This window comes from Acinetobacter sp. (assembly GCF_036666595.1).
GTDB lineage: Bacteria > Pseudomonadota > Gammaproteobacteria > Pseudomonadales > Moraxellaceae > Acinetobacter.
Window position 1 is genome coordinate 26,613 of sequence record NZ_JAVWVO010000004.1, and the last position, 20,957, is coordinate 47,569.

The window sequence follows — 20,957 nt, forward strand, 5'->3', positions numbered from 1 at the left end:
TGGAGGATAAATCAGCTGAAGTCTTAGTTCATTGGGTCATTTACAGGTGCTTCAGGCATTGCTTGAACAGGCTGTTCTGCTGAAGCGTCAGGAAGTGCCTGAGCAGGAGCATCTGGTGATGGCAGTGAATCAGGCTCAACCGCATTGACAGGTGCCTCTGCTGATGAATCTAATTGCGGTGCAGCAGCTGGGGCAGCATTCATGTCTGTATTTGCCGTGGGTGCGACAGCATCATTTAACGCCGCTTCAGCTTGTTGTGCTGAGAGTTCTGCATTTGGTGCCAGCGGATGTTGCTCTGTTGGAGTCGCAGCGACTTGTTGTTGCGCTGTGGTATCAGGTGCGGCTTGTTGAACAGGTGCTTCACTCTGTGGTGCGGTTGGCATCACTACTTGGTCATTGGGTGCACCTTGGCCCGCTGGGCTGATAGGTGCTGCATTTGGATCAAGCAATTTAATTTGCCCTGAGCTTACGAGTTCTTGAATAGAACCCGGTTGACCATTAACAGTAGTAGTGACTTTGGCTTGAGAGAGACTTTCTAAGGTGTCACCCGGTTGGATAGGTGGCTCGGCGAAGGCTGAAGCACTTATCACTGTGCCGATTAAACCAAGAGAAGCTAAAATCTTAGAATGCATAAGAACTCCGTAAATTGCATGTATTATTTCGTTCGATTCATTTTTACCTTGGCATATTTTTTGAAGCGACAGCAATCAAAGATACGCAATCGCATCACGTTGCCGTAGAAAAACTCTACAAAAAAGACATTTTGTTACATGCAAAATCATCTAAATATGGCGTTTTGTTTAATTGTTATGCGAATAGAGCTCGAGCGATATACTTCGTATACGCTGATTGTTAAGCTCGTGAAAAACCGATGTTTATTGTAGTTGTGATGGCGAAGAAGAAAAGTAGTTCAGGTAAGTCAGTCTTTAACATGTTTAATCAAAATGGCCTGAAAGTGATTTTAGGATTGGTGGCAACGGGAAGTTTTGCGATTGCCTTTGGTCAAGAAAAAATTCAGCAATACGTGTCTTTAAGCCCAAGCTCAAATTCAGCCTGTTTAGAACAATTTTATCGGGAAATTCCGCCTTATTTACTCAAAGAAAGTTTAAGTAAACACAGCTACGCACTGTGCTTTAACGGTTTTAATGTGATGTATTCGGGCGTTTCGAAAACCCCCCTCTGGGTTGCAGAGGCTCTGACGCCGCAGCGCCTGAGCCAAAAAATTCCACGTGAAGATAGTTTTCATGAAGAAAATAATGTTGCAACTGAACATCGAGCGACATTGTCGGACTACCGTGGTTCAGGCTATGACCGTGGACATATGGCACCGAATGCTGATATGCCCAACAAAGCCGCACAATTCGACAGTTTTTCTTTGGCCAACATGGTGCCACAGGCCCCTAAAAATAATCAGCAAGTGTGGCGTGAATTGGAAGAAGCCACACGAGCGCTTGTGACCAAGCAAAAACTCGATGTTTTTGTGGTGACTGGGCCAGTATTTCAGGGCAAAAAGCTCAAGACCATTGGTCAGGGAGTGATTGTACCGAGTGCGGTTTACAAAGCGGTCTATATGCCAAAAACGGGTGCAATCGGTGCTTATTACGCACCGAATGATAATTCACAGCAGGTAAGAATTGTCAGTGTCTGCTATTTGGAAGAGCAGTTGGGTGTGAATTTATTTCCACAACTGACAGAAGAGCAAAAACGTAATACCTATAAGCTCCCGTTGACAGCAACGGCGGTTAAAGCCAATAGTGCAATTCAATACTCACATTGGGATGCGGAAAGTCAGTGTGCTGAAGAGGTTTCATCCGAGCAGCTCAAAGCCTTACAAAAAAACTTTAAATCGGGCTCTACTCAGTCGAGTAGTGGTAGCACCGTAACAAAGGGCACGGGTATTGATGCGGCGGATCAAGATGCGATTGTGAAACAATTAGTCGACGCCTTATTGCAATATATTTTGCAGCTGTTACGTTAAAGTTCTAGGCAGTTGGATGTATAGACATTCGACTGCATCACCTGATGCCTGAAAAACAAACAAGAGTAAAAATAAAATGTTTAAACCTTTTGTACAAGGTAACGAGTCCCATGCCATTCATGATCTGACCCTTGAAAATGACACGGACTGCGTCAGTATTTATGGCAATTTACAACTCACCAAAGACCAAGCTGGCCTAGCTGCGGCCAAAGCATTGCAAGCGTATCTGAATGCCATTGTGCAACAGCTTGAAAGTGAAGCACAGCTTCCTGAGAAAATTGAACGTCCGCAGTCGGATGAAATTGACAATCCGTTTTTATAACATAAGCCTATCTATGTTCCATGTGGAACAATAAGAAAAGCCCACAGATTGTGGGCTTTTCTTATTAATGGATAGAGAAAAAATTAATCCTCTTTTTCTAAAATTTTATAAATAATAGCGCCGATAATGGCACCGACAATCGGAGCAACCCAGAACAACCAGAGTTGGCTTAACGCGGCTGTTTCAGCAAATATTGCAACACCTGTACTTCGTGCAGGGTTAACCGAGGTGTTGGTCACAGGAATACTGATCAGGTGAATCAAGGTTAGGGCTAAACCAATCGCAATTGGCGCGAAACCAGCAGGCGCACGTTTGTCTGTGGCGCCCATAATTACGATCAAGAACATTGCAGTCAGTACAATTTCAATCATTAAAGCGGAGATTAAAGAGTATTTTCCTGGTGACAATTCGGCATAACCATTGGTCGCAAAGCCTCCTGTACCGGCAAAACCCGCTTGGCCTTGGACAATCAGGTATAGCACCCAAGCGGCTAAAACTGCACCGACCACTTGGGAGACCACATAGGGGATCAGATCTTTGGTATCAAAGCGTCCACCGACCCATAAGCCGACACTGACCGCAGGGTTAAAGTGACCGCCAGAGATATGTCCAAGTGCAAAGGCACCGGTTAAAACGGTTAAACCAAAGGCAAGAGCAACGCCAAGAAAGCCGATGCCTAACTCGGGAAAAGCTGCTGCAAAAATGGCACTGCCACAGCCTCCGAAGACCAACCAAAACGTTCCGATGAATTCAGCAAGATATTTATTCATAATGCGCCTTTTGTAGTTATTGATGTTTTATTCGCGTAGAACTTTATATTTAACGAGAAAATGCTCGTTTTTCAATCAATTTAACAAAAAAAGCATGACATCCTGATGACGTGGATCAAACACATCAGATTTTAGTGAAAATGCTCGATACGCCACTGCTGAGGTGTGACTTGAGTCCAGTGTTTAAAGGCACGTTGAAAAGCACTTTGTTCAGAGTAACTCAGCAACAGTGCAATTTCCTGTAAGCTGAGGTGAGGATCTTTTAAGTATTGCTCCGCCAAAATACGTCGGACTTCTTGCATCCGCTGTTGGTAGGTCGTGCCTTGTTGTTGTAAGTAACGTTGCAGCTGTCGGACTGAAAAATTCAGTTGCCGTGCAATATGTTCAATTTGATATTGGTTTTTTTGTAGGCCCGTTAAAATCGCATGCTGTAAGCGCTGATCGATGTGAGTAGAGTTGGGAAGTTTTTCCAGTAAGGCTTCTGCTTGTTGTAAGAGCAGTTTTTGCAGGGTTTGATCACCTTGCTGAAAGGGCAGGGATAATTCGCTGAGGGGAATCATCATCATCGGCCGGCTTTGAGAGAAGCGAACTTTACAATTAAAGTACTGCTCATACAGTGCCGTATTTTTCGGGGCTGGGTGAGTAAAATGAACCTCGCTGAGCTGGATGTCGTCATGGGCGACAAAGTGCTTCATAAACTGAATGATCAGCGCCATCGCCACTTCATTGCTGAGTTGTGTGGTGAGTTCAATCGGCATCTCCACCCAACCAAAGCATAGATTTTCCCCTTCAACTGCCACATACAGTGAACTGCCATCATAAATGAGGCGGTGAAAGTCATGATAACGGGTGAGCGCTTCGCCTAAATTTTCGCAGGACAGCGCAATATAGCCCAAAATGCCTAAATGCTTGGGCTGTACATACTTTGCAATCTCAAGTCCGAGCGCAGGGATGTGAAGATGGCTGTCAAGATCATTCAGTAACTCTAACCACAGGGCATAATCAAAACGTTCTAAGTTCTGTGCTTTTTCAAGTTGTTCAGAAATTGGGTAGCCCACGGCTTGGCAATAGGCATAGAGTAAATGCCCCAGTCCACCGTAGACAGAACCTGTGTAGTCTTTGAAATGTTGCATTGATTGGCTCTATTGTTCTTGTCGTAATTTGTCAATGAATTTGAATGCTAGGGTCAATATTTAGCATAGTTTCCACATTATATTCAATCTGAATATAGGAGGAATTTGCCATGTGGAAGGGTTTTGTCGCAGGACTGGTGGTTGCCAATGCGTTTGAGTGGGTTGCACATAAATATATTTTGCATGGAACACACCGTGCTGGAAAGCCACGCTATAGCCCCGTGCCTGACAGCATGAAATCGCATTGGGAGCATCATCGAGAAGTGCGGAAAACCACATTTCATGATCATGGTTATGTTGAAGGTTGGAGCAACTGGCGTACCAAAAATGAAATCGTGTCACTCGCTGTCGTGGCGGGTGTGTTTGGGACATTATTTTATCCTGTCTCCAAAGGCATGACTTTGTCTGTGTTGTACAGTGCAGGAAATTATTACTACATCCACCGCCGTGCGCACTTAGAGCCAGACTGGGCAATGCGTAAGATTCCTTGGCATTATGACCATCATATGAACTCCAATCAGGATGCCAACTGGTGTGTGACCAAGCCATGGTTTGATTATATTTTAGGAACGCGGGTCATTTCCTCATTGGATTTGCAAGAGCAAAATCCGTTGGGTATTGCTTTACCCCAAGTGGTGTCGAATAAGCTCACCCAGTGGGTCAATCAGGTCTTCCCTGCAAAATGGGTTAAGGCACCAGAAGCGATTACACTGAACTCAGTGCAGACGACTGAAACGGCTGCAGGATAACTGAATAGGTATTTTGTCGTGATTTGTCAATAATATTGGTATGTATTGTCAATATTTCGTCATTTGAACATTCTATAGTAAAGCTGTTGATGAGGTGAAATCATCTCATGAGCACTAGTACGTCATTTTTCATTTTCCAGTTTAACAAGACAATGTTGTAGTTATTCTAGGTTTATAGGGAGTCGCAAGACTCCCTTTTTTTATCTCAAAAATTGAGAGCGTAATTGTGGTCAAGAGCCAGCGAACATTCTAAGCTTTAACATCTGCTGCATAATCGATAGTACTGTTCGACTTAGCATTAGCTCAGCTGTGCCGAAGTACAGCGTAACTGAGCCTTTTAATTCGTCTGCTTTTTAAAGCCCGTTAAAATATAGCGATCCATTTCATCGGTATAGTCAGGAGAAAACTGAAAGCAAACATGCTCGTTGATGTTTAAGGTTTTGAGATCAGGAAAGCTTTGTCTGGCACGCGGACTATTGCTAAATAAAAAACCTTGTCGATCACTCTGAAAGTAAAACACTTTTTCAGTACTGATGTTGTGCCGTCGATAATGGGTGACCTCTGACCATTGTGTAAAAATACCACAAGCCCGAATTTGATCAGGTGCAATCATCGCTTTTTCATAATACTGTTTAAACTGGTATTTGCAGAAGCTGATATAGCTAAACAGGCATAAACCGAGGAGTAACAGTACGGCCAGCATACCGAAAGGGCGGTCAGCATATTTCTTCATCAACAGGATGAAAACAAAACAGATCAATAGACCACAAATAAATAAGATTAGTTCTAAGTGATACATTTTTTCTCATCTTTAAAATGATAAAAAGAGTACTCGAAAGCACTCTTTTCATAGGCTTTACGGTTATGGTCTGTTTATAGACGCATTTCGATGCCTTGCTCTGCAAGGTATTTCTTCGCTTCAGGAATGGTGTGTTGTCCAAAGTGGAAAATCGAAGCAGCCAGTACAGCGTCTGCGCCACCTTTTAAAATACCATCGGCCAAGTGTTGTAAGTTACCGACACCGCCCGAAGCAATGGTTGGAATAGTCACGCGGTCATTGATTTGACGCATCAACTGGAGGTCATAACCTGCTTTGGTACCATCGGCATCCATCGAGGTAATGAGCAGTTCACCTGCACCAAAGTTGGCCATTTTCACGGACCATTCAATCGCATCAATGCCCGTTGGTTTACGGCCGCCATGGGTAAAAATTTCCCATTTGTTCTCGCCCGTTTTTTTCGCGTCAATCGCAACCACAATACACTGAGCGCCAAAGCGTTGCGATGCTTCTTGTACAAATTCTGGGTTAAACACCGCTGCTGAGTTAATGCTGACTTTGTCCGCGCCAGCATTGAGTAAGAGGCGAATGTCTTCAACTTTGCGAACGCCACCACCGACCGTTAAGGGAACAAAAACCGTTTCAGCCATACGTTCAACCGTACGATAAGTCGTGTCGCGACCATTCGAAGTTGCGGTAATGTCTAAGAAGGTAATTTCATCAGCACCTTGTTCGTTATATCGACGTGCTACTTCTACTGGGTCACCTGCATCACGAATATCAAGGAATTGAACACCTTTCACTACACGACCGTTGTCTACGTCGAGGCAAGGAATAATACGTTTAGCTAGCATAATTTTTTCCAAAAATAACAGCCGATTATGAAACTTCGCGACTTAGATGCTACACCTTAATAGTCGGAGCGGGTATTCTATCAAACTTATGTAAGTTTTTTTGCAGGTTTTATATGTCGGTTTATACCACTTTGACTTTACAGGAAGTTCAGGCGTTTGCAGCACCTTATGGACTTGAGGTAATCGATCTGATCCCAATTCAAGGCGGTATTCAAAATACGAACTATTTTATTGTGTGTGAAAATGCTGTGCAGTATGTATTGACTGTATTTGAAGAAATGGATGAACAGGGCGCAGGCGAGTTGGTTCCTGTACTTGAGCATTTAGGTCAGGCTGGTTTAGCGGTTCCTGTACCTTTAAGTCACTCAGGCAAAGCCATTCATAGTTTAAAAGATAAACCTGCGCAAATTGCCCCACGGATGATGGGTAAACACCCCATGCCTGCGACCCTTGAGCAAGCCGAGGCGATTGCGGTTGCACAAGCACAAATGCACGTCGCACTGCAAAATTTTCCACTGGAGCGTGCAGAATACCGTGACCATGACTACTGGCTCGCTGTAGCATTACAGATGAAACCGACATTAAGTGAGGCGGATCAAGCACTACTCAATAAGTTGTTGGGGTTATATGAGGCATTATCGGCGGTTTATCCGAATCGTCCAAAGGGCTTTATCCATTCGGATTTATTCCGTGACAACACTTTATTTGAGGGCAATCAGCTTAAAGGCATTTTAGACTTTTATGAACTGAATAAAGATGAGTTCTTGTTTGATATTGCAATTACCCTGAATGACTTCTGTACGGAATATCCAAGTGTGCACTTAAATGAAGATAAGGCTATCGCATTTTTAAACGCCTATGAAAGCATTCGCCCTTTGACGACTGATGAAAAATCTTGCCTAGAGTTGTATCTGGCAATGGCCGCTGCGCGTTTTTGGATGATGCGTTTACAAGTGGCACAAAAAAATGCAGCACAAGGTCGTACGGGGGGTGACATTTTGCAGAAAAATCCTGCCGAAATGCGTAATATGGTGATTGACCGCTTAAAATTTGTAACTGCTTAAATAGGAAAGAAAAATGCGTGACCAAGGACGACTCGTTGAATGGTTTGATGAAAAAGGCTATGGCTTTATTCAGCCCAACGATGACAGCAAAGATCGCGTGTTTTTACATATCAAGGACTTTGCACGGCAAGGTCCTCGTCCTATTTTAGGCTGTGCGTTGGAATACAACGTGATTGTGGATGCGCAAGGGCGTTATCGTGCACAGCAAGTCAGTTATTTAAAAGCATCCCAAACCCAAAAGAGTCGTGCCCAAAAAGTCTCACCGGAAAAGACCGAACCGGGTCAACGCTGGAGTCCAATGCAAATCGTGTCGGTGGCATACATCGTGTTTTTGGCACTATTGGTACTCCTGGGGCGTTTGAGTGGATTGGTGCTGCTGTTGATTAGTGTGATGAATGCGGCCAGTTATTGGTTCTATGCGCAAGATAAAGAAGCTGCGCAAAATGGGCAGCGCCGTGTACCTGAAAATACGTTGCATCTCCTTTCATTTTTAGGCGGTTGGCCTGTAGCATGGTTAGCACAGCAAAAGCTACGACATAAAACACAAAAACAACCGTTTAGAAAGATTTACTTTTGTACAATTCTATTCAATATTCTTTTAATTTTATGGCTTATTTCTCCTTTTAATAGTTTGCCTATTTAAAGTTCAAGCCCACTTCATGAGGGACAATATGAATTATTCAGTCGATCAAGATCCGAATCGTAGTCTGACTTTTATTCTTTATATTTTGTATATCGTTGCGATTTTTTCCGCAGGGATTTTAGCCATTATTGCTTTAGTGATTAATTATGTGAAGCGTGGTTCTGTGCGTGGTTCCATTTTTGAGAGCCATTTTACTTGGCAGATTCGCACCTTTTGGTGGTATTTGATTTGGAACGTGATTGCCTTTGTGCCATTTATTTTCTTATTCTTTACGGGTGAAAATGCCACAGCTTTCGCAGGTGTCGCACTCGGTGCTTCAACTTTCTGTGTGGCTGTGATTGGGTTGTCGTGGGTGTGGATTGTGTATCGTGCCATTAAAGGCATTATACGTTTAAAAGACAATCAACCGATGTATCAATAAAAAACAGGTTGACCCGTATTCACCATCAGAACATTCCTTTTGGTTGTGCACTGGCGCTATTGGTCATTCCAATAGCGAAAAGCATGTATGGACTGGGAGCAATGATGAACCCGGGCAAGAGGGTGTCACTCTAAACACCTGACCGTACTGCTGAATCAATGACCATTGATCACTCGATTCAGTAGTTTTGCTTTTCAGAGATCGGCTAAAGTTGTTCGACGTTCTTTTTCGATTTTAACAGTTTCGGTTTCCATTCACTGATCATAATACCAAACACCACCAAAAGTCCGCCCAACAAAGCCAGTGGTGCTAAGCGTTCTCCTGCAAGGCGCCCAAATAGTGCCGCCCACACAGGCTCTCCTGCATAAATAATTGCCGCTTGAGATGGATTGACTGAGCGCTGTGCCCAATTCATGACATATTGAATCACGGCACTGGCAAGCCCCAAGCCGAGTGCGATACTCAGTAAAGGCCATGAAAAGTCTGGAATGCGGTGTTCACCTGCCAATGGCATGGCTGCAAAGGCGAGCACAGAGGCAACTGCCAGTTGAATCACCGTCACTCGACCAATATCGACTTTTGGGGCAAAATAACCAATCAGGATAATTTCCATCGCTATAGCGATTGCACCGAGTAGGGTTAAGGTCTGGCCAAAATTCAGTGAAATTGAATTTAGGCTATTGCCTGTAAGTAAGACTAAGCCCATAAACGCACAGAGCGCACCAATCCAAATCATAAAATGGGGCACTTTACGAAAGATTAGCCACAACAATACAGGTACCAAAGGCACATACAGTGCAGTTAAAAAGGCAGATTCACTGCTACTGACTGTTTGTAGTCCGACCGTTTGTGTGCCATAGCCAATAGTGACCATACAGCCAATGAGTGCACCCGCCCACAAGTCCTGTTGGGTGATGTGCTTTAAATGTTGATAGGAAAATAAGCCAATAATCGTAGCGGCGCAGGCGAAACGACAACCCACAAAGAACATGGGGGAACTGAAATTTAAGGCGTATTTCACGGCCAAGAAAGTACCGCCCCAAATAAAGGTAATTAGAATCAGCGCAATGACAGGCGCTTTAGAACCGAGCTGAGTATTCAACATAAAAGAACTAATGTGCAATATATTGCACATAGCTTGTCATGCTTTGTTTTTATGTGCAATATATTGCTCAATGTTTTTTTGATTTATCTCTATGAAGTCTCCTGCGGTACTACAACACGTCAGTCAAAATGTACGTCATTATCGAAGTTTAAAAGGCTTGAGCCAGCAACAACTGGCGGATTTGGCTGGTTTAAGCCGTCGTATGGTGGCTGGAGTTGAATCAGGGCAGGACAATATTAGTTTGGCGAAACTGAGCTTGATTGCCGATGTGCTTGAGGTCGATTTTGTACAGATTATTGCTGCGCCTGAACAGCAAGGGCAAGCGGTGGTCAATGTTTTGGCTTGGCAAGGCACACAAGCACACAGTGAAGCAAAATTAATGGCTTCGGCGGCAGCAACACAAAAAGTTGAATTGTGGACATGGGTGCTTGCCCCAAATGAGCACTATAGTGCAGAACCTGACCCAGAAGGTTGGCGTGAGATGCTCTATGTGATGGAGGGTGAGCTAACTTTGGATCTGGCAGGCGACATGAAAGTCTTAGGTGTAGGTGAGTCGATTGTTTTTTCGAGTGCCATCGAATACCAATATATCAACCGTGGAACTGTACCGTTAAAGTTTATTCGTAATGCGATTTATTAAATAAGATGCAGATCTTACACACTGATATTTAGCGCATAAAAAAGAGGTCCATAGACCTCTTTTTTAAATTCTCTAATTAGAGCGATTGTTCATCTAACAGCAATTGTGCTTCACGGAGGTTTAAACTGCCTTCGTAAATCGCACGACCGGTAATTGCACCCAAAATACCCGGTTGACCTTTGAGGTTACGTACGTCATCAAGGTTGGTCACACCACCTGATGCAATCACAGGTAGGCCAGAGTATTGTGCCAGTTGAACAGTTTGCTCAACGTTCACACCTTGCATCATCCCGTCACGTGCAATGTCGGTATAGACAATGCTTGATACGCCCGCATCGGCAAAACGTTTGGCTAAATCTGTGGCTTTCACATCCGTCACATTGGCCCAACCATCGGTGGCCACCATGCCATTCATGGCATCGATGCCGACAATGATATGACCTGCAAATTTCTTACATGCTTCTTCAACAAACTCAGGGTCTTGAACAGCTTTTGTGCCAATGATGACAAAAGACACACCCGCTTCTAAGTAGTGTTCAATGGTTTCTAGTGAACGAATACCGCCGCCAATTTGAATTGGCAGTTCAGGTTGCGCGCGAGCAATGGCTTCAACCACAGGTTTATGAATTGGCGTACCAGCGAAAGCACCATTTAAATCGACCAAATGTAAGCGACGCGCGCCTTCATTTACCCAGTGCTGTGCAGTTGCAACAGGATCATCAGAAAAAACCGTATCGTCTTCCATACGACCTTGTTTTAAACGAACACATTTGCCATCTTTCAGGTCAATTGCAGGGATGATCAGCATGCTTTCGCTCCTAGCCAAATCTTAAATAAAATCAATGTCCGTCATCTTAGCAAAGTATTGGCAATTTTCTAAGCATCTGTTACAGCTTTTCATGACGACAAGGTTTTGTTGTTTTCTCTAATTCTTTGGAAATATCTTTTGGGAGTCGCTCTAAACGCCGCAATTCTTCAAAAACAAACAGCGCGGCATAGGCATCGGCAGCAGCATAGTCAACTTGTTCAGGCGTGAGTACTTTCCTCGCCCAATTTGAAGTGCTGACTTTTTTGCTTTTGGGGAAGTTGAGTTGAAACAGCAGGGCGATGGCATTTTTAATGCCGACAGAGTTGGTCAAGCCAAAGCTTGCAAAGCATTTTGACAGCTCAACCACACCCTTGAGCTCAAAACCTTTTTTACGGAATAGATGGGCATCATTTTTTAAACCAAAGCCCACTTTGAGTTGGGCGGGATTCGCCAAAAATGGCGCAAGGAAGCTCCAAATGGGTGGGCTCATTTGAAACAAATAAGCACGCTCGACGCTGGCCAGTTGAATTAAATGCGGACCCGTGGAGACTTCTCCCACTTGAAAGGTTGGTTTGGACTCGCTGTCAAAACCGAAGATGGAAACCTGTTCTAGTTCAGCGCGGATTGCTTCACACTGTTCTAAGTTTTGAATGACATGAATCGCTTGCATTGGCAAATTTTGAAAACGAGGCAAAATTCGAATTTGTTCTTTGTTAGGGATGGGGAAGCTAGGGAGAGAGTTATTCATGTTATATCTGAGGCATGCTTTTATTTCAGACTAGTGGTTTTTGATTTTAAAGGCAAAATAAAACCTGCAAGAAGCAGGCTTTAAGTGCAATCAAAGATGGCAGAATGCATTTTTATTGCTGTTGCATTTCGATCTGTGATTGATTGGCACGCAGTATATAGCTTTGATAAGAAGGTAGAGCAATTGCTGCTAAAATACCAATAACAAAAAGTAGGATATAAATCCACGCTAAAACAGCTTCCCAACCTGCGGTTGGGCGTGGTGAGCCATAGCTGTTGCTGCGATCATCACCCGGTGCGAAAATCAGGTAAAGCATTAAGATCACGTTGGCAAGAGGCACCAGCATCAAGAGTGATAACCAGCCCGTATGGTTGCGGTCATGTAGGCGACGAATGGTAAATACGAAGGTGAAATAGAAGATTGCAATATAAATCACAGCAAGAAAAATCATGCCGCCACCAAAGTTGCCTGTTTCCATATTGATGAAAGTTGTTGGAAAAATCACGGCAAAAATACCAATGATAATCGCAGCTACAATAGCAAGCAGACAGTTCCATGCAAGATATGAAAAACGTCCGAAACGACCTGCGGCATTCAGCGCAGATTCTTGTGCATATTGAGTCATAGTGACTTACCTTATCGTTGTAAATTAAGTTTTTATAAATAAAAATGTCTAAAAAGCAGGCAAATCATAATCAAATTTGGTGACAATGAAAAGGCATCGTAGTCATCTTGAGTAGACTAGTCTGCTGTAAAGCAACGATTTTATATATTGAAAGGTACAGGAGTGAGGTCACACGCCTCATGTACTTAAGCTGTTTCTGATTTATTTTGAGTCTAGGTGCATCAATTTGGGATAAACAAAAGCCCAACCGAAGTTGAGCTTTTCCAATCAAACAGAAGCTGGAATGAATTAAATTTTCCATTCCACAAAGTTTTTCAGCAGTTGCAAACCTGCGGTATGACTTTTTTCAGGGTGGAACTGGGTCGCAAACAAATTTTCTTGATGAATTGCCGTGCAGAACTCTAAACCGTAGTCACAGGTCGCCGCCACAATGCCAGAGTTCTTCGGTTCAACATAAAAGCTGTGCACGAAGTAAAAACGTGCATCTTGATCAATGTCTTTCCACATTGGATGACTCGGATCGGCCTGATGAACTTGGTTCCAACCCATATGTGGGACTTTCAAGCCGTCTACATCAGGAAAGCGTTTCACGCTGCCTTCAAAAATACCGAGAGCCTCGACTCCGCCATTTTCTTCAGAGCGCTGCATCAGCGCTTGCATACCCACACAAATCGCTAATACAGGCTTATTAAATGCTGCATGACGAACAACTTCATCAATCCCTGCTTCATGCATGCCTTGCATACAGTCACGCATAGCACCTACGCCAGGGAAAACAATTTTATCAGCTTGAGCCACTAGCTTGGGATCATTGGTCACATCGACCGTTGCACCAACATACTCAAGCGCTTTTGCTGCTGAGTGTAGGTTACCCATACCATAGTCAAGAAGGGCAATACGGGTCATTACAAACTACCTTTGGTTGAAGCAATGGTGTTGGTTGCACGTGGGTCAATCTCACAGGCCATACGAAGTGCACGCGCAAACGCTTTGAACACACTTTCAATTTGGTGGTGGCTATTTTTACCTTTGAGGTTATCAATGTGTACCGTCATGAGCGCATGGTTCACAAAGCCTTGGAAAAACTCAGAGAATAGATCCACATCAAAACGACCAATCATGGCGCGGGTAAATGGAATATCCATAAACAAACCCGGACGGCCTGATAAGTCCACCACAGCACGGCTTAAAGATTCATCTAACGGTGCATAAAAATGACCATAACGACGTAAACCTTTTTTGTCACCTAAAGCTTTGGCAAAAGCCTGTCCAAGCGTGATACCACAGTCTTCAACCGTGTGGTGATCATCAATTTCCAAGTCACCATCACATTCAATATCAATATCAAATAAGCCATGTCGCTTGATTTGATCAATCATATGATCTAAAAAGGGAATACCTGTGTTGAGCGTGCCTTGACCCGTACCATCGAGGTTTACACGAACTCGAATTTTGGTTTCGTTGGTATTTCTTACCACTTCACTGATACGTTCTGTCATAGACACGTTCCTCAAAGACGTCAAATAATTGATGTAAAATGCTTCGTCGTAACGAAGTCACCGCATATTAGATTGCTCAGGAGGGTTTATCAATGCCTATTACCGTACACGCTTATACTTCACTGGAAAAAGAAGAGTTGCGCAGCCAGCTAGAGCGACTGTACGACACCAGTCCTGAATTTGGCGATGGGCATGATGCCGTAGAACAACTTGAGCAAAATCTAGCTCAGTATACCTTACTTTACACCGCAGAATTTAATACTAAAGTCATTGGCGCCATTTGGTGTAGTGGGCAGGGTGAAAATAAAACCTTAGAATACATCGTAGTACATCCTGCTAACCGTGGACGAGGAGTTGCGGAGCGGCTGGTTGAAGAAGTCTGTCGTATGGAAGAGGCCAAAGGTGTGAAAGTGTTCGAGCCAGGCTGTGGTGCGATTCACCGTTGCTTAGAGCACATTGGTAAAATTTAAGCTTTTTTAAAGCAGTCTTTGGGCTGCTTTTTTTCATGAATAGTGATGGTGACACGCTTTAAGTGCAAAGAATGACTCAAAAAATGTACGAAGGGCGCTGGGTTTGCTGTAAAAGTAAACACTCAAATGGTTTTTTTGAAAACGGACTTGACGCTGCTTCGCTTAAATTGTTTAATACGCGACATCGGCGTGATAGCTCAGTAGGTAGAGCAACGGATTGAAAATCCGTGTGTCCCCAGTTCGATCCTGGGTCTCGCCACCATATTCAAAATCTTATTTAAAGATTTCAATCCCTGATCCCATCAGGGATTTTTTTTGCCTGAAATTTATCCGATCAAATAAAAAAAGTGATGATTTTTATTGACTATTCATCCGAGATACGGCTTAATACACGGCATCGGCGTGATAGCTCAGTAGGTAGAGCAACGGATTGAAAATCCGTGTGTCCCCAGTTCGATCCTGGGTCTCGCCACCATATTCAAAAAAACCTCAAACAATGTTTGGGGTTTTTTTATGTCTCATGAAAAGCGCGATTGTAAAAGATGTTGGACAAAATCATGCTTTTGCTATTGGAGAATGTGCTAATTTTGAGTTAAAAATAAGACTGAGAATGGCTTATGAAAGACCTCTTTTCATCGGGAAGTCAGCTTTATCAACTCGCACGGCCGAGTTATCCAGCGAGTTTGATTCAAGAAATACTCAAGCATGTAGTAACTCCTCAATTTGCGTGGGATTGTGGTGCAGGATCGGGGCAATTGACTCAATTGTTGGCGCCGCATTTTGATGCCGTGGTGGCGACAGATATCAGTGCTCATCAGTTACAACATGCACCTTATTTTGAAAATGTCAGTTATCAAGTTCAGTCTGCAGAGCACACCAGTTTTGCCGCGCAGAGTTTTGATTTAATCACGGTGGCTCAAGCCATTCATTGGTTTAACTTTGATGGCTTTTATGCAGAAGTGCGACGGACTTTACGACCTGAAGGTATTTTGGCGGTCATTGGCTATGGTTTAATTCAGCTACAGCAACCTGAGTTACAGGGGGGTATTGAGCGACTTTATTTTAAGACTTTGAAAGACTATTGGGATGCCGAACGACGTTATATCGACGAGGCCTATCAGACGATTCCTTTTTCCTTTGAAGAAATAACGGCGCCTGAATTGTCGATGTCGTTTCAATGGTCTGCTGCTCAATTGTTGGATTATTTAAATACATGGTCTGCACTGAAACATTATCGAGCAAAAAATTCAGATGATCCCTTATATGAGTTCAAAGGATTCTTTGCGTTGGATGATCACGCGAACCAACTCTTTGAGCTTAAATTTCCAATTTTTTTAAGATTGGGTCGTCTGCCTGTATCGGCGCATTGAGTGTCTGAGCTTAATCAGCAATCAGACGTTTACCAAAGCACACGACTTCGATTTCCTCATAGCCCAGCTGCTCATAGAAGCTTTGCACTTCGATGTTTTCTTTACGTACAAGCAGTTGTAGTTTGGGGCAACCTAACGCAATCAGGCGCTTCTCGAGCTGCTGTATGAGTGCAGTTGCGACTCCATTGCGTTGAAAGTGTGGATGTACTGCCAAATAATTAATCCAGCCGCGATGGCCATCATAACCACCCATCAATGTGGCGATGAGTTGTTCATCTTTAACAGCCAGTAAAAATAAACCATCTTTTTGCGCAGTTTTTCTAAAAATATCAATTTCAGGGTTGTTCCAAGGGCGAGTGAGGTCGCACACCTCCCAAAGTGCAATGACGTCTTCTAAATCTGTTTCGAGATAGGGGCGAATAATGAACATGAGCTTGGCATTTTTATTTTTTGGATGCCTTTAGATTAATTGAGTTTTTTTATTTTGATAAGTGTTTTATTGCACTTTTCAACAGACATAAAAAAACGCCCAATGGGGCGTTTTTTTTAAACTTTAAATTAAGCTGATTTCGCTTCTGCTTGAACAGGAAGCATGTGGCCTGTTTCTTCAAAGTTAGAATGCCAAGACAACGCTTCACGAAGGAGGTGAGGTGTATGACCGCCTTTTGCACATGAACGATCAAAGTAGTCGTTTAATGCATCACGGTAAAGTGGGTGTGCACAGTTGTCGATAATCGCACGAGCACGTTCACGCGGTGCTAAACCACGCAGGTCAGCCAAACCTTGTTCAGTGACAAGGATGTCAACGTCGTGTTCAGCATGGTCGATGTGAGACGCAAACGGTACGATTGAAGAAATGTCGCCACCTTTTGCAATTGATTTGGTTACGAAGATTGCCAAGTGTGCATTACGTGCGAAGTCACCTGAACCACCAATACCGTTCATCATTTTCGTACCGCAAACGTGAGTTGAGTTCACGTTACCGTAAATATCAAATTCAAGTGCAGTGTTGATGCCGATAATACCTAAACGACGAACCAATTCAGGGTGGTTTGAGATCTCTTGTGGACGTAAAACCAATTTATCTTTGTACGCTTCAAGGTTATTAAATACTTTCTCGCCGTATTTAGCTGAAAGGGTAATTGATGAACCTGAAGCAAATTTCATTTTACCTGCATCAATCAATTCAAAGGTACAGTCTTGGAGTACTTCTGAGTACATGACAAGGTCTTCGAAGTTCGAATCTTTAAGGCCTGTGAGTACAGCATTGGCAATTGAGCCAATCCCTGCTTGTAATGGGCCTAAGTTTTTCGGTAGACGCTCTTCAGCCACTTCTTTTTCAAAGAAAGCGATTAAGTGATCTGCAATGCCTTGAGTTTCATCATCTGGCGCAGTTACCGTTGATGGAGAGTCGTGTAAGTCGTTGTTGATGACGATACCCACGATTTTTGCAGGATCGATATTGATCGCGTGCGTACCAATACGCTCATCCACTTGAGTCAATGGAATTGGTTGACGTGTTGGACGGTAAGTTGGGATGTAAATATCGTGTAAGCCTTCAAATGCAGGGCTTAAGTTGGTGTTGATTTCAACAATCACTTTTTCTGCGAAAATTGCGAAGCTTGCAGAGTTACCTACCGATGTTGTTGGAATGATGCCGCCATCTTCAGTGATCGCAACTGCTTCAATGATCGCTACATCTGGCTTTTTCAACTGAAGGTTACGCATTTGCTCAACAGTTTCAGACAAGTGCTGGTCAATGAACATCACTTCGCCATTGTTGATGGCTTTACGTAAAGTGTTGTCCACTTGGAATGGTAAACGACGAGCCAGTACACCCGCTTCAGTCAATTGCTTGTCTAGGTCATTACCTAAAGAAGCACCGGTAATTAATGTGATTTTTAAAGGATTTGTGTGTGCACGTTTAACCAATGCCAAAGGTACAGCTTTCGCTTCGCCAGCACGAGTGAAGCCACTCATACCTACAGTCATGCCATCTTCAATAAAAGCAGACGCCTCTTCCGCACTGATGACTTTATCGTGAAGTGAAGCTAAACGGATACGATCTAAAGACATGGTTTACTCTCGTTAATATTCTGGATCTGGCACCGATTGTACCGATCAAGAACGACATTGTGCATACCTGTTAGGCTAAGGTCTAATTTTTTGAAAAAATGTGGGTATAAGGGATTCTGATGATTTGTAAGTAATTGAAATATATTTGGTAAAATTAAATTGTTGAATAGTTGAACAAAATCGATTGATCAACTATTGTACAAGGTTTAAAAATGCTCAACCAAGGTTTGCTTTAATTTTTCGAGTGGGTTGTTGCTGGAAATTTCAACATCTTGATTGTGATGAAGAGGCAGCGAAATAATCGCTTCAAGTCCGCCTTGTTCCCGATTATGAATGCTGAGCTGACCTTGGTGAATGTCAACAATGCGTTTCACAATGGCGAGACCTAAACCACTGCCTTGGACTGTTCTTGCCTCATTCCCACGTACAAAAGGTTGCATAAGCTCTTCAATTTGATCGTCAGGAATACCTTCACCATGGTCTGCTACGCTAATTAAAATATGTTCATTTTCCACTGTTGCGGAAAGTTCAATCGGCTCAGCACCGTAGCGTTTTGAATTATTAATCAAATTACCAATCAGGCGTTTAAGAGACAGACTACGTGCCTGAATAATCGGTAATTCGGCAGGTTCAAAACGAATATCCAACGGTTTGAATTGCACCACCAATTCTTGTAACAGCATATTTAAATCGGTGTCTTGGATTTCCTCATCCGAACCATCACGCATATAGGAAATGAACTGATTTAAGATCGCGTCCATATCTTCAACGTCATAAATCAGCCCTTCTTTTAAAAAATCATCATCGGGCATCATTTCCGCACTGAGTCGAATACGGGTCAGTGGGGTGCGTAAGTCATGTGAAATCCCTGCCAACATAATCCGGCGGTCACGTTCAGTCTGATCTAGGGTGTAAATCATGTGATTAAACGCTTGGTTGACCTCACGAATTTCTTGGGGGCCGTGATTGGTCTCTAAATACGGCGCTGTGCCTGTTTTACTATAACTGTTGGCAGCATTTTGCAGACGACGCAGCGGGCGATTGAGCTGACGAACCAAGGTTAAAATAATGGCTGCTGCAATAAGTGGTACGCCGAGTAACCAGCCGAAAATTAACTCAGGGCTGTAGTTGGCATAGGTTTTCAGGGGTTCGCGGACCCAGTTGCCGTTCATTTCAGGGGTTTGAATCCAAATGCGCGGGCTAGGTTTAAACTGAAAATACACCGTGGCATGTTCGACTTTTAATTCTTTGGCCAGCTTAGCTTCAATTTGGTTGGTAAAGAATTCGGCGATGACCTTATCTTTGACATTGGGATATTCTTTGGGATCGGTGACGTATTCAATCCCGACGCGGCTTCTTAGCCAGTCATCGACATCGACTTCAGTATTTTGATGATAAATCCGTAAATCGGGGTTGTTGAGAATTTCTATTTCAACAGCAAGATAACGAGCATGTTGTTGGATTTCTGGAAGATATAAGGTGCGCCAAAAGAACCACAAGGACATAAATAAACTGAAAAATACAATGAAGAGTACCAGTACGGTGGTACGCATGGCAGCAGAGCGCGGCTTGATTTTATCTAAAAAGCGTTCCCAACGTGTGCGTTTCCGTTCTGAATACGCTTCGTAATCTGTAAACTTTTGAGGGTCGATGGGTTCGAGTTTCACGCCAGCTTCCTGTGGACTATTTTTTATCAATATTACTGAAAGATACAGCAGAGTCTTACCGTTTTTATCAGTAATAGAAGGAGCTCATTCTGTTAGTTTTAAAAAGTAACCAAAACTTTTGCCATTCGCTGAACTCGCAATAAAGTTGACGAGCCTTGAAAATAAAATTGGCTCAAACAGCAGCGAATGGCTTTTTAGGGACAATAAGTTCGGTGAACGTTTACATTATTGGAGCTTATTATTCCGCGCCGTCTGGTACGAACACATAACCTACACCCCAAACCGTTTGAATATAACGTGCACGAGCAGGGTTTTCTTCCACAAGGCGACGTAGGCGCGATACTTGAACATCAATCGAACGTTCCATTGCTCCCCATTCACGGCCACGCGCAAGGTTCATCAATTTGTCGCGAGTCAAAGGCTCACGTGGATGTTGTACCAAGGCTTTCAGGACCGCAAACTCACCTGTAGTTAGGGTTACAACTTGACCTTCACGCGTTAAGGTACGTGTTGATAAATCAAGTGACCATGGCCCAAAGCTGACGACTTCCATTTGTTGGCTTGGTGCGCCTGGAACTTCACGCACTTGGCGGCGAAGTACAGCGCGAATACGTGCTAACAACTCATTTGGATTAAATGGTTTCGGTAAGTAATCATCTGCACCCGCTTCTAGACCTGCAATACGGTCTGAATCACTGCCACGAGCGGTAAGCATAATAATAGGCGTATCAATATTGGATTGGCGTAGACGACGGCAGATACTTAAGCCATCTTCAACAGGAAGCATGAAGTCGAGCACAATCAGTGAAAACAGTTCGCGCTGTAAGAGACGATCCATTTGGGTTGCATCATGCGCTGTTTTCACCACAAAGCCTTTATCTTCTAAAAAGCGTTGGAGTAGCGTACGTAAACGCACATCGTCATCTACCACTAAAATGCGTTCAACGCGATCTGCATCGCTATGTACAGCATCTGTTTTTTCAGCAGGTACAACTAAACTCATTGAAGTGCTCCTTTATTCTTTATTGTCATCGTAAACAAAAGTCGGGATAGTCTTGAGTATACGACTCATTTGTATGTCTTTACTATGCTCTAAAGCAACAAATATTGCAGGTAAAATCAAGACATAGATACCAAATGTATACATCTTAGCCCATAGAAAAAAATGGCAAAGAATACCTAAAAATAAGATTTAACACTGAAAATGAGATGGATTTATGAAATTTGCCTGAAATAT

General features: G+C 43.3%; 24 protein-coding genes, 2 tRNA genes and 1 pseudogene. 12 read left to right on the forward strand and 15 right to left on the reverse strand.

Features of this window, described 5'->3' with window-relative positions:
• Positions 1 to 23: 23 nt before the first annotated feature.
• Positions 24 to 632 (reverse strand): hypothetical protein, encoded by a 609-nt coding sequence (locus tag RR876_RS07030; RefSeq protein WP_332476361.1) that lies wholly within the window; start codon positions 630 to 632, stop codon positions 24 to 26.
• A 257-nt stretch (positions 633 to 889) separates the two neighbouring features.
• Between RR876_RS07030 and RR876_RS07035 the strand changes: the two genes are divergently transcribed.
• Both RR876_RS07035 and RR876_RS07040 read left to right on the forward strand, forming a co-directional pair.
• The gene (locus tag RR876_RS07035) at positions 890 to 1,978 is read left to right on the forward strand and encodes a DNA/RNA non-specific endonuclease (RefSeq protein WP_026056401.1); all 1,089 of its coding nucleotides are present in this window, start codon (positions 890 to 892) and stop codon (positions 1,976 to 1,978) included.
• A 76-nt stretch (positions 1,979 to 2,054) separates the two neighbouring features.
• Positions 2,055 to 2,300, forward strand: coding sequence for a hypothetical protein (locus RR876_RS07040; protein WP_078389518.1), 246 nt, complete (start codon positions 2,055 to 2,057; stop codon positions 2,298 to 2,300).
• An 83-nt stretch (positions 2,301 to 2,383) separates the two neighbouring features.
• Here the strand turns inward: RR876_RS07040 and aqpZ are convergent, their stop codons facing one another.
• Complete coding sequence (aqpZ, locus tag RR876_RS07045) at positions 2,384 to 3,070, reverse strand: aquaporin Z (protein ID WP_087011827.1); 687 nt, start codon at positions 3,068 to 3,070, stop codon at positions 2,384 to 2,386.
• A gap of 131 nt (positions 3,071 to 3,201) precedes the next feature.
• Positions 3,202 to 4,203: an AraC family transcriptional regulator gene (locus RR876_RS07050; protein WP_332481848.1), complete on the reverse strand. Its 1,002-nt coding sequence runs from the start codon at positions 4,201 to 4,203 to the stop codon at positions 3,202 to 3,204.
• A 110-nt stretch (positions 4,204 to 4,313) separates the two neighbouring features.
• Here RR876_RS07050 and RR876_RS07055 point away from each other — a divergent pair, with 110 nt between their 5' ends.
• The gene (locus tag RR876_RS07055) at positions 4,314 to 4,952 is read left to right on the forward strand and encodes a hypothetical protein (protein WP_332476363.1); all 639 of its coding nucleotides are present in this window, start codon (positions 4,314 to 4,316) and stop codon (positions 4,950 to 4,952) included.
• A 337-nt stretch (positions 4,953 to 5,289) separates the two neighbouring features.
• Here the strand turns inward: RR876_RS07055 and RR876_RS07060 are convergent, their stop codons facing one another.
• Positions 5,290 to 5,751, reverse strand: a complete 462-nt coding sequence (locus RR876_RS07060; RefSeq protein ID WP_332476364.1) for a hypothetical protein — start codon at positions 5,749 to 5,751, stop codon at positions 5,290 to 5,292.
• Positions 5,752 to 5,825: 74 nt separating this feature from the next.
• Complete coding sequence (gene hisF / locus RR876_RS07065; protein WP_332481851.1) at positions 5,826 to 6,587, reverse strand: imidazole glycerol phosphate synthase subunit HisF; 762 nt, start codon at positions 6,585 to 6,587, stop codon at positions 5,826 to 5,828.
• A gap of 110 nt (positions 6,588 to 6,697) precedes the next feature.
• Here hisF and RR876_RS07070 point away from each other — a divergent pair, with 110 nt between their 5' ends.
• The 4 genes and pseudogenes from RR876_RS07070 to RR876_RS07085 form a co-directional block, all read left to right on the forward strand.
• Complete coding sequence (locus tag RR876_RS07070) at positions 6,698 to 7,648, forward strand: homoserine kinase (RefSeq protein WP_332476365.1); 951 nt, start codon at positions 6,698 to 6,700, stop codon at positions 7,646 to 7,648.
• A 13-nt stretch (positions 7,649 to 7,661) separates the two neighbouring features.
• On the forward strand, positions 7,662 to 8,291 hold the full coding sequence (locus RR876_RS07075) for a DUF1294 domain-containing protein (protein WP_332476366.1): 630 nt from the start codon (positions 7,662 to 7,664) through the stop codon (positions 8,289 to 8,291).
• A 28-nt stretch (positions 8,292 to 8,319) separates the two neighbouring features.
• Positions 8,320 to 8,712, forward strand: a complete 393-nt coding sequence (locus RR876_RS07080) for a hypothetical protein (protein ID WP_332476367.1) — start codon at positions 8,320 to 8,322, stop codon at positions 8,710 to 8,712.
• Positions 8,713 to 8,720: 8 nt separating this feature from the next.
• Positions 8,721 to 8,846: pseudogene (locus tag RR876_RS07085) on the forward strand (hypothetical protein); the annotation flags it as partial.
• A gap of 71 nt (positions 8,847 to 8,917) precedes the next feature.
• Here RR876_RS07085 and RR876_RS07090 read toward each other — a convergent pair.
• Positions 8,918 to 9,817 (reverse strand): DMT family transporter, encoded by a 900-nt coding sequence (locus tag RR876_RS07090; RefSeq protein WP_332476368.1) that lies wholly within the window; start codon positions 9,815 to 9,817, stop codon positions 8,918 to 8,920.
• A 91-nt stretch (positions 9,818 to 9,908) separates the two neighbouring features.
• On the opposite strand from RR876_RS07090, the gene RR876_RS07095 reads away from it, so the two are divergent.
• Positions 9,909 to 10,457 (forward strand): XRE family transcriptional regulator, encoded by a 549-nt coding sequence (locus RR876_RS07095; protein WP_094148590.1) that lies wholly within the window; start codon positions 9,909 to 9,911, stop codon positions 10,455 to 10,457.
• 76 nt (positions 10,458 to 10,533) lie between these two features.
• On the opposite strand, the gene hisA is transcribed toward RR876_RS07095, so the two are convergent.
• The 5 genes from hisA to hisB form a co-directional block, all read right to left on the reverse strand.
• Complete coding sequence (hisA, locus tag RR876_RS07100) at positions 10,534 to 11,265, reverse strand: 1-(5-phosphoribosyl)-5-[(5-phosphoribosylamino)methylideneamino]imidazole-4-carboxamide isomerase (protein WP_004691558.1); 732 nt, start codon at positions 11,263 to 11,265, stop codon at positions 10,534 to 10,536.
• Positions 11,266 to 11,344: 79 nt separating this feature from the next.
• Complete coding sequence (locus RR876_RS07105) at positions 11,345 to 12,013, reverse strand: 3'-5' exonuclease (RefSeq protein ID WP_332476369.1); 669 nt, start codon at positions 12,011 to 12,013, stop codon at positions 11,345 to 11,347.
• Between the two features lie 112 nt (positions 12,014 to 12,125).
• A complete protein-coding gene (locus tag RR876_RS07110) occupies positions 12,126 to 12,638 on the reverse strand; it encodes a DUF805 domain-containing protein (RefSeq protein ID WP_332476370.1) in 513 nt (170 codons plus the stop codon).
• 288 nt (positions 12,639 to 12,926) lie between these two features.
• Complete coding sequence (gene hisH / locus RR876_RS07115; RefSeq protein WP_332476371.1) at positions 12,927 to 13,544, reverse strand: imidazole glycerol phosphate synthase subunit HisH; 618 nt, start codon at positions 13,542 to 13,544, stop codon at positions 12,927 to 12,929.
• Positions 13,544 to 14,137, reverse strand: a complete 594-nt coding sequence (gene hisB, locus RR876_RS07120) for an imidazoleglycerol-phosphate dehydratase HisB (RefSeq protein ID WP_004691554.1) — start codon at positions 14,135 to 14,137, stop codon at positions 13,544 to 13,546. The genes hisH and hisB overlap by 1 nt, the downstream gene beginning before the upstream one ends.
• A gap of 92 nt (positions 14,138 to 14,229) precedes the next feature.
• Between hisB and RR876_RS07125 the strand changes: the two genes are divergently transcribed.
• From RR876_RS07125 to RR876_RS07140, 4 genes are all read left to right on the forward strand, one after another.
• Positions 14,230 to 14,607: a GNAT family N-acetyltransferase gene (locus RR876_RS07125; RefSeq protein WP_004691552.1), complete on the forward strand. Its 378-nt coding sequence runs from the start codon at positions 14,230 to 14,232 to the stop codon at positions 14,605 to 14,607.
• Positions 14,608 to 14,793: 186 nt separating this feature from the next.
• Positions 14,794 to 14,869, forward strand: a tRNA-Phe gene (locus tag RR876_RS07130).
• 137 nt (positions 14,870 to 15,006) lie between these two features.
• A tRNA-Phe gene (locus tag RR876_RS07135) sits at positions 15,007 to 15,082 on the forward strand.
• A 142-nt stretch (positions 15,083 to 15,224) separates the two neighbouring features.
• Positions 15,225 to 15,977, forward strand: a complete 753-nt coding sequence (locus tag RR876_RS07140) for a class I SAM-dependent methyltransferase (protein WP_332476372.1) — start codon at positions 15,225 to 15,227, stop codon at positions 15,975 to 15,977.
• Positions 15,978 to 15,987: 10 nt separating this feature from the next.
• Here the strand turns inward: RR876_RS07140 and RR876_RS07145 are convergent, their stop codons facing one another.
• The 4 genes from RR876_RS07145 to ompR all read right to left on the reverse strand — a co-directional run bounded on the left by RR876_RS07145 (position 15,988) and on the right by ompR (position 20,723).
• Positions 15,988 to 16,407, reverse strand: coding sequence for a GNAT family acetyltransferase (locus RR876_RS07145; protein ID WP_332476373.1), 420 nt, complete (start codon positions 16,405 to 16,407; stop codon positions 15,988 to 15,990).
• A gap of 128 nt (positions 16,408 to 16,535) precedes the next feature.
• Entirely contained in the window at positions 16,536 to 18,053 is a 1,518-nt protein-coding gene (locus RR876_RS07150) for an acetyl-CoA hydrolase/transferase family protein (RefSeq protein WP_004978127.1), read from the reverse strand.
• Between the two features lie 206 nt (positions 18,054 to 18,259).
• The gene (locus RR876_RS07155) at positions 18,260 to 19,720 is read right to left on the reverse strand and encodes an ATP-binding protein (protein ID WP_125273607.1); all 1,461 of its coding nucleotides are present in this window, start codon (positions 19,718 to 19,720) and stop codon (positions 18,260 to 18,262) included.
• Positions 19,721 to 19,958: 238 nt separating this feature from the next.
• The gene (gene ompR, locus RR876_RS07160; protein WP_004691545.1) at positions 19,959 to 20,723 is read right to left on the reverse strand and encodes a two-component system response regulator OmpR; all 765 of its coding nucleotides are present in this window, start codon (positions 20,721 to 20,723) and stop codon (positions 19,959 to 19,961) included.
• Positions 20,724 to 20,957: the final 234 nt, after the last annotated feature.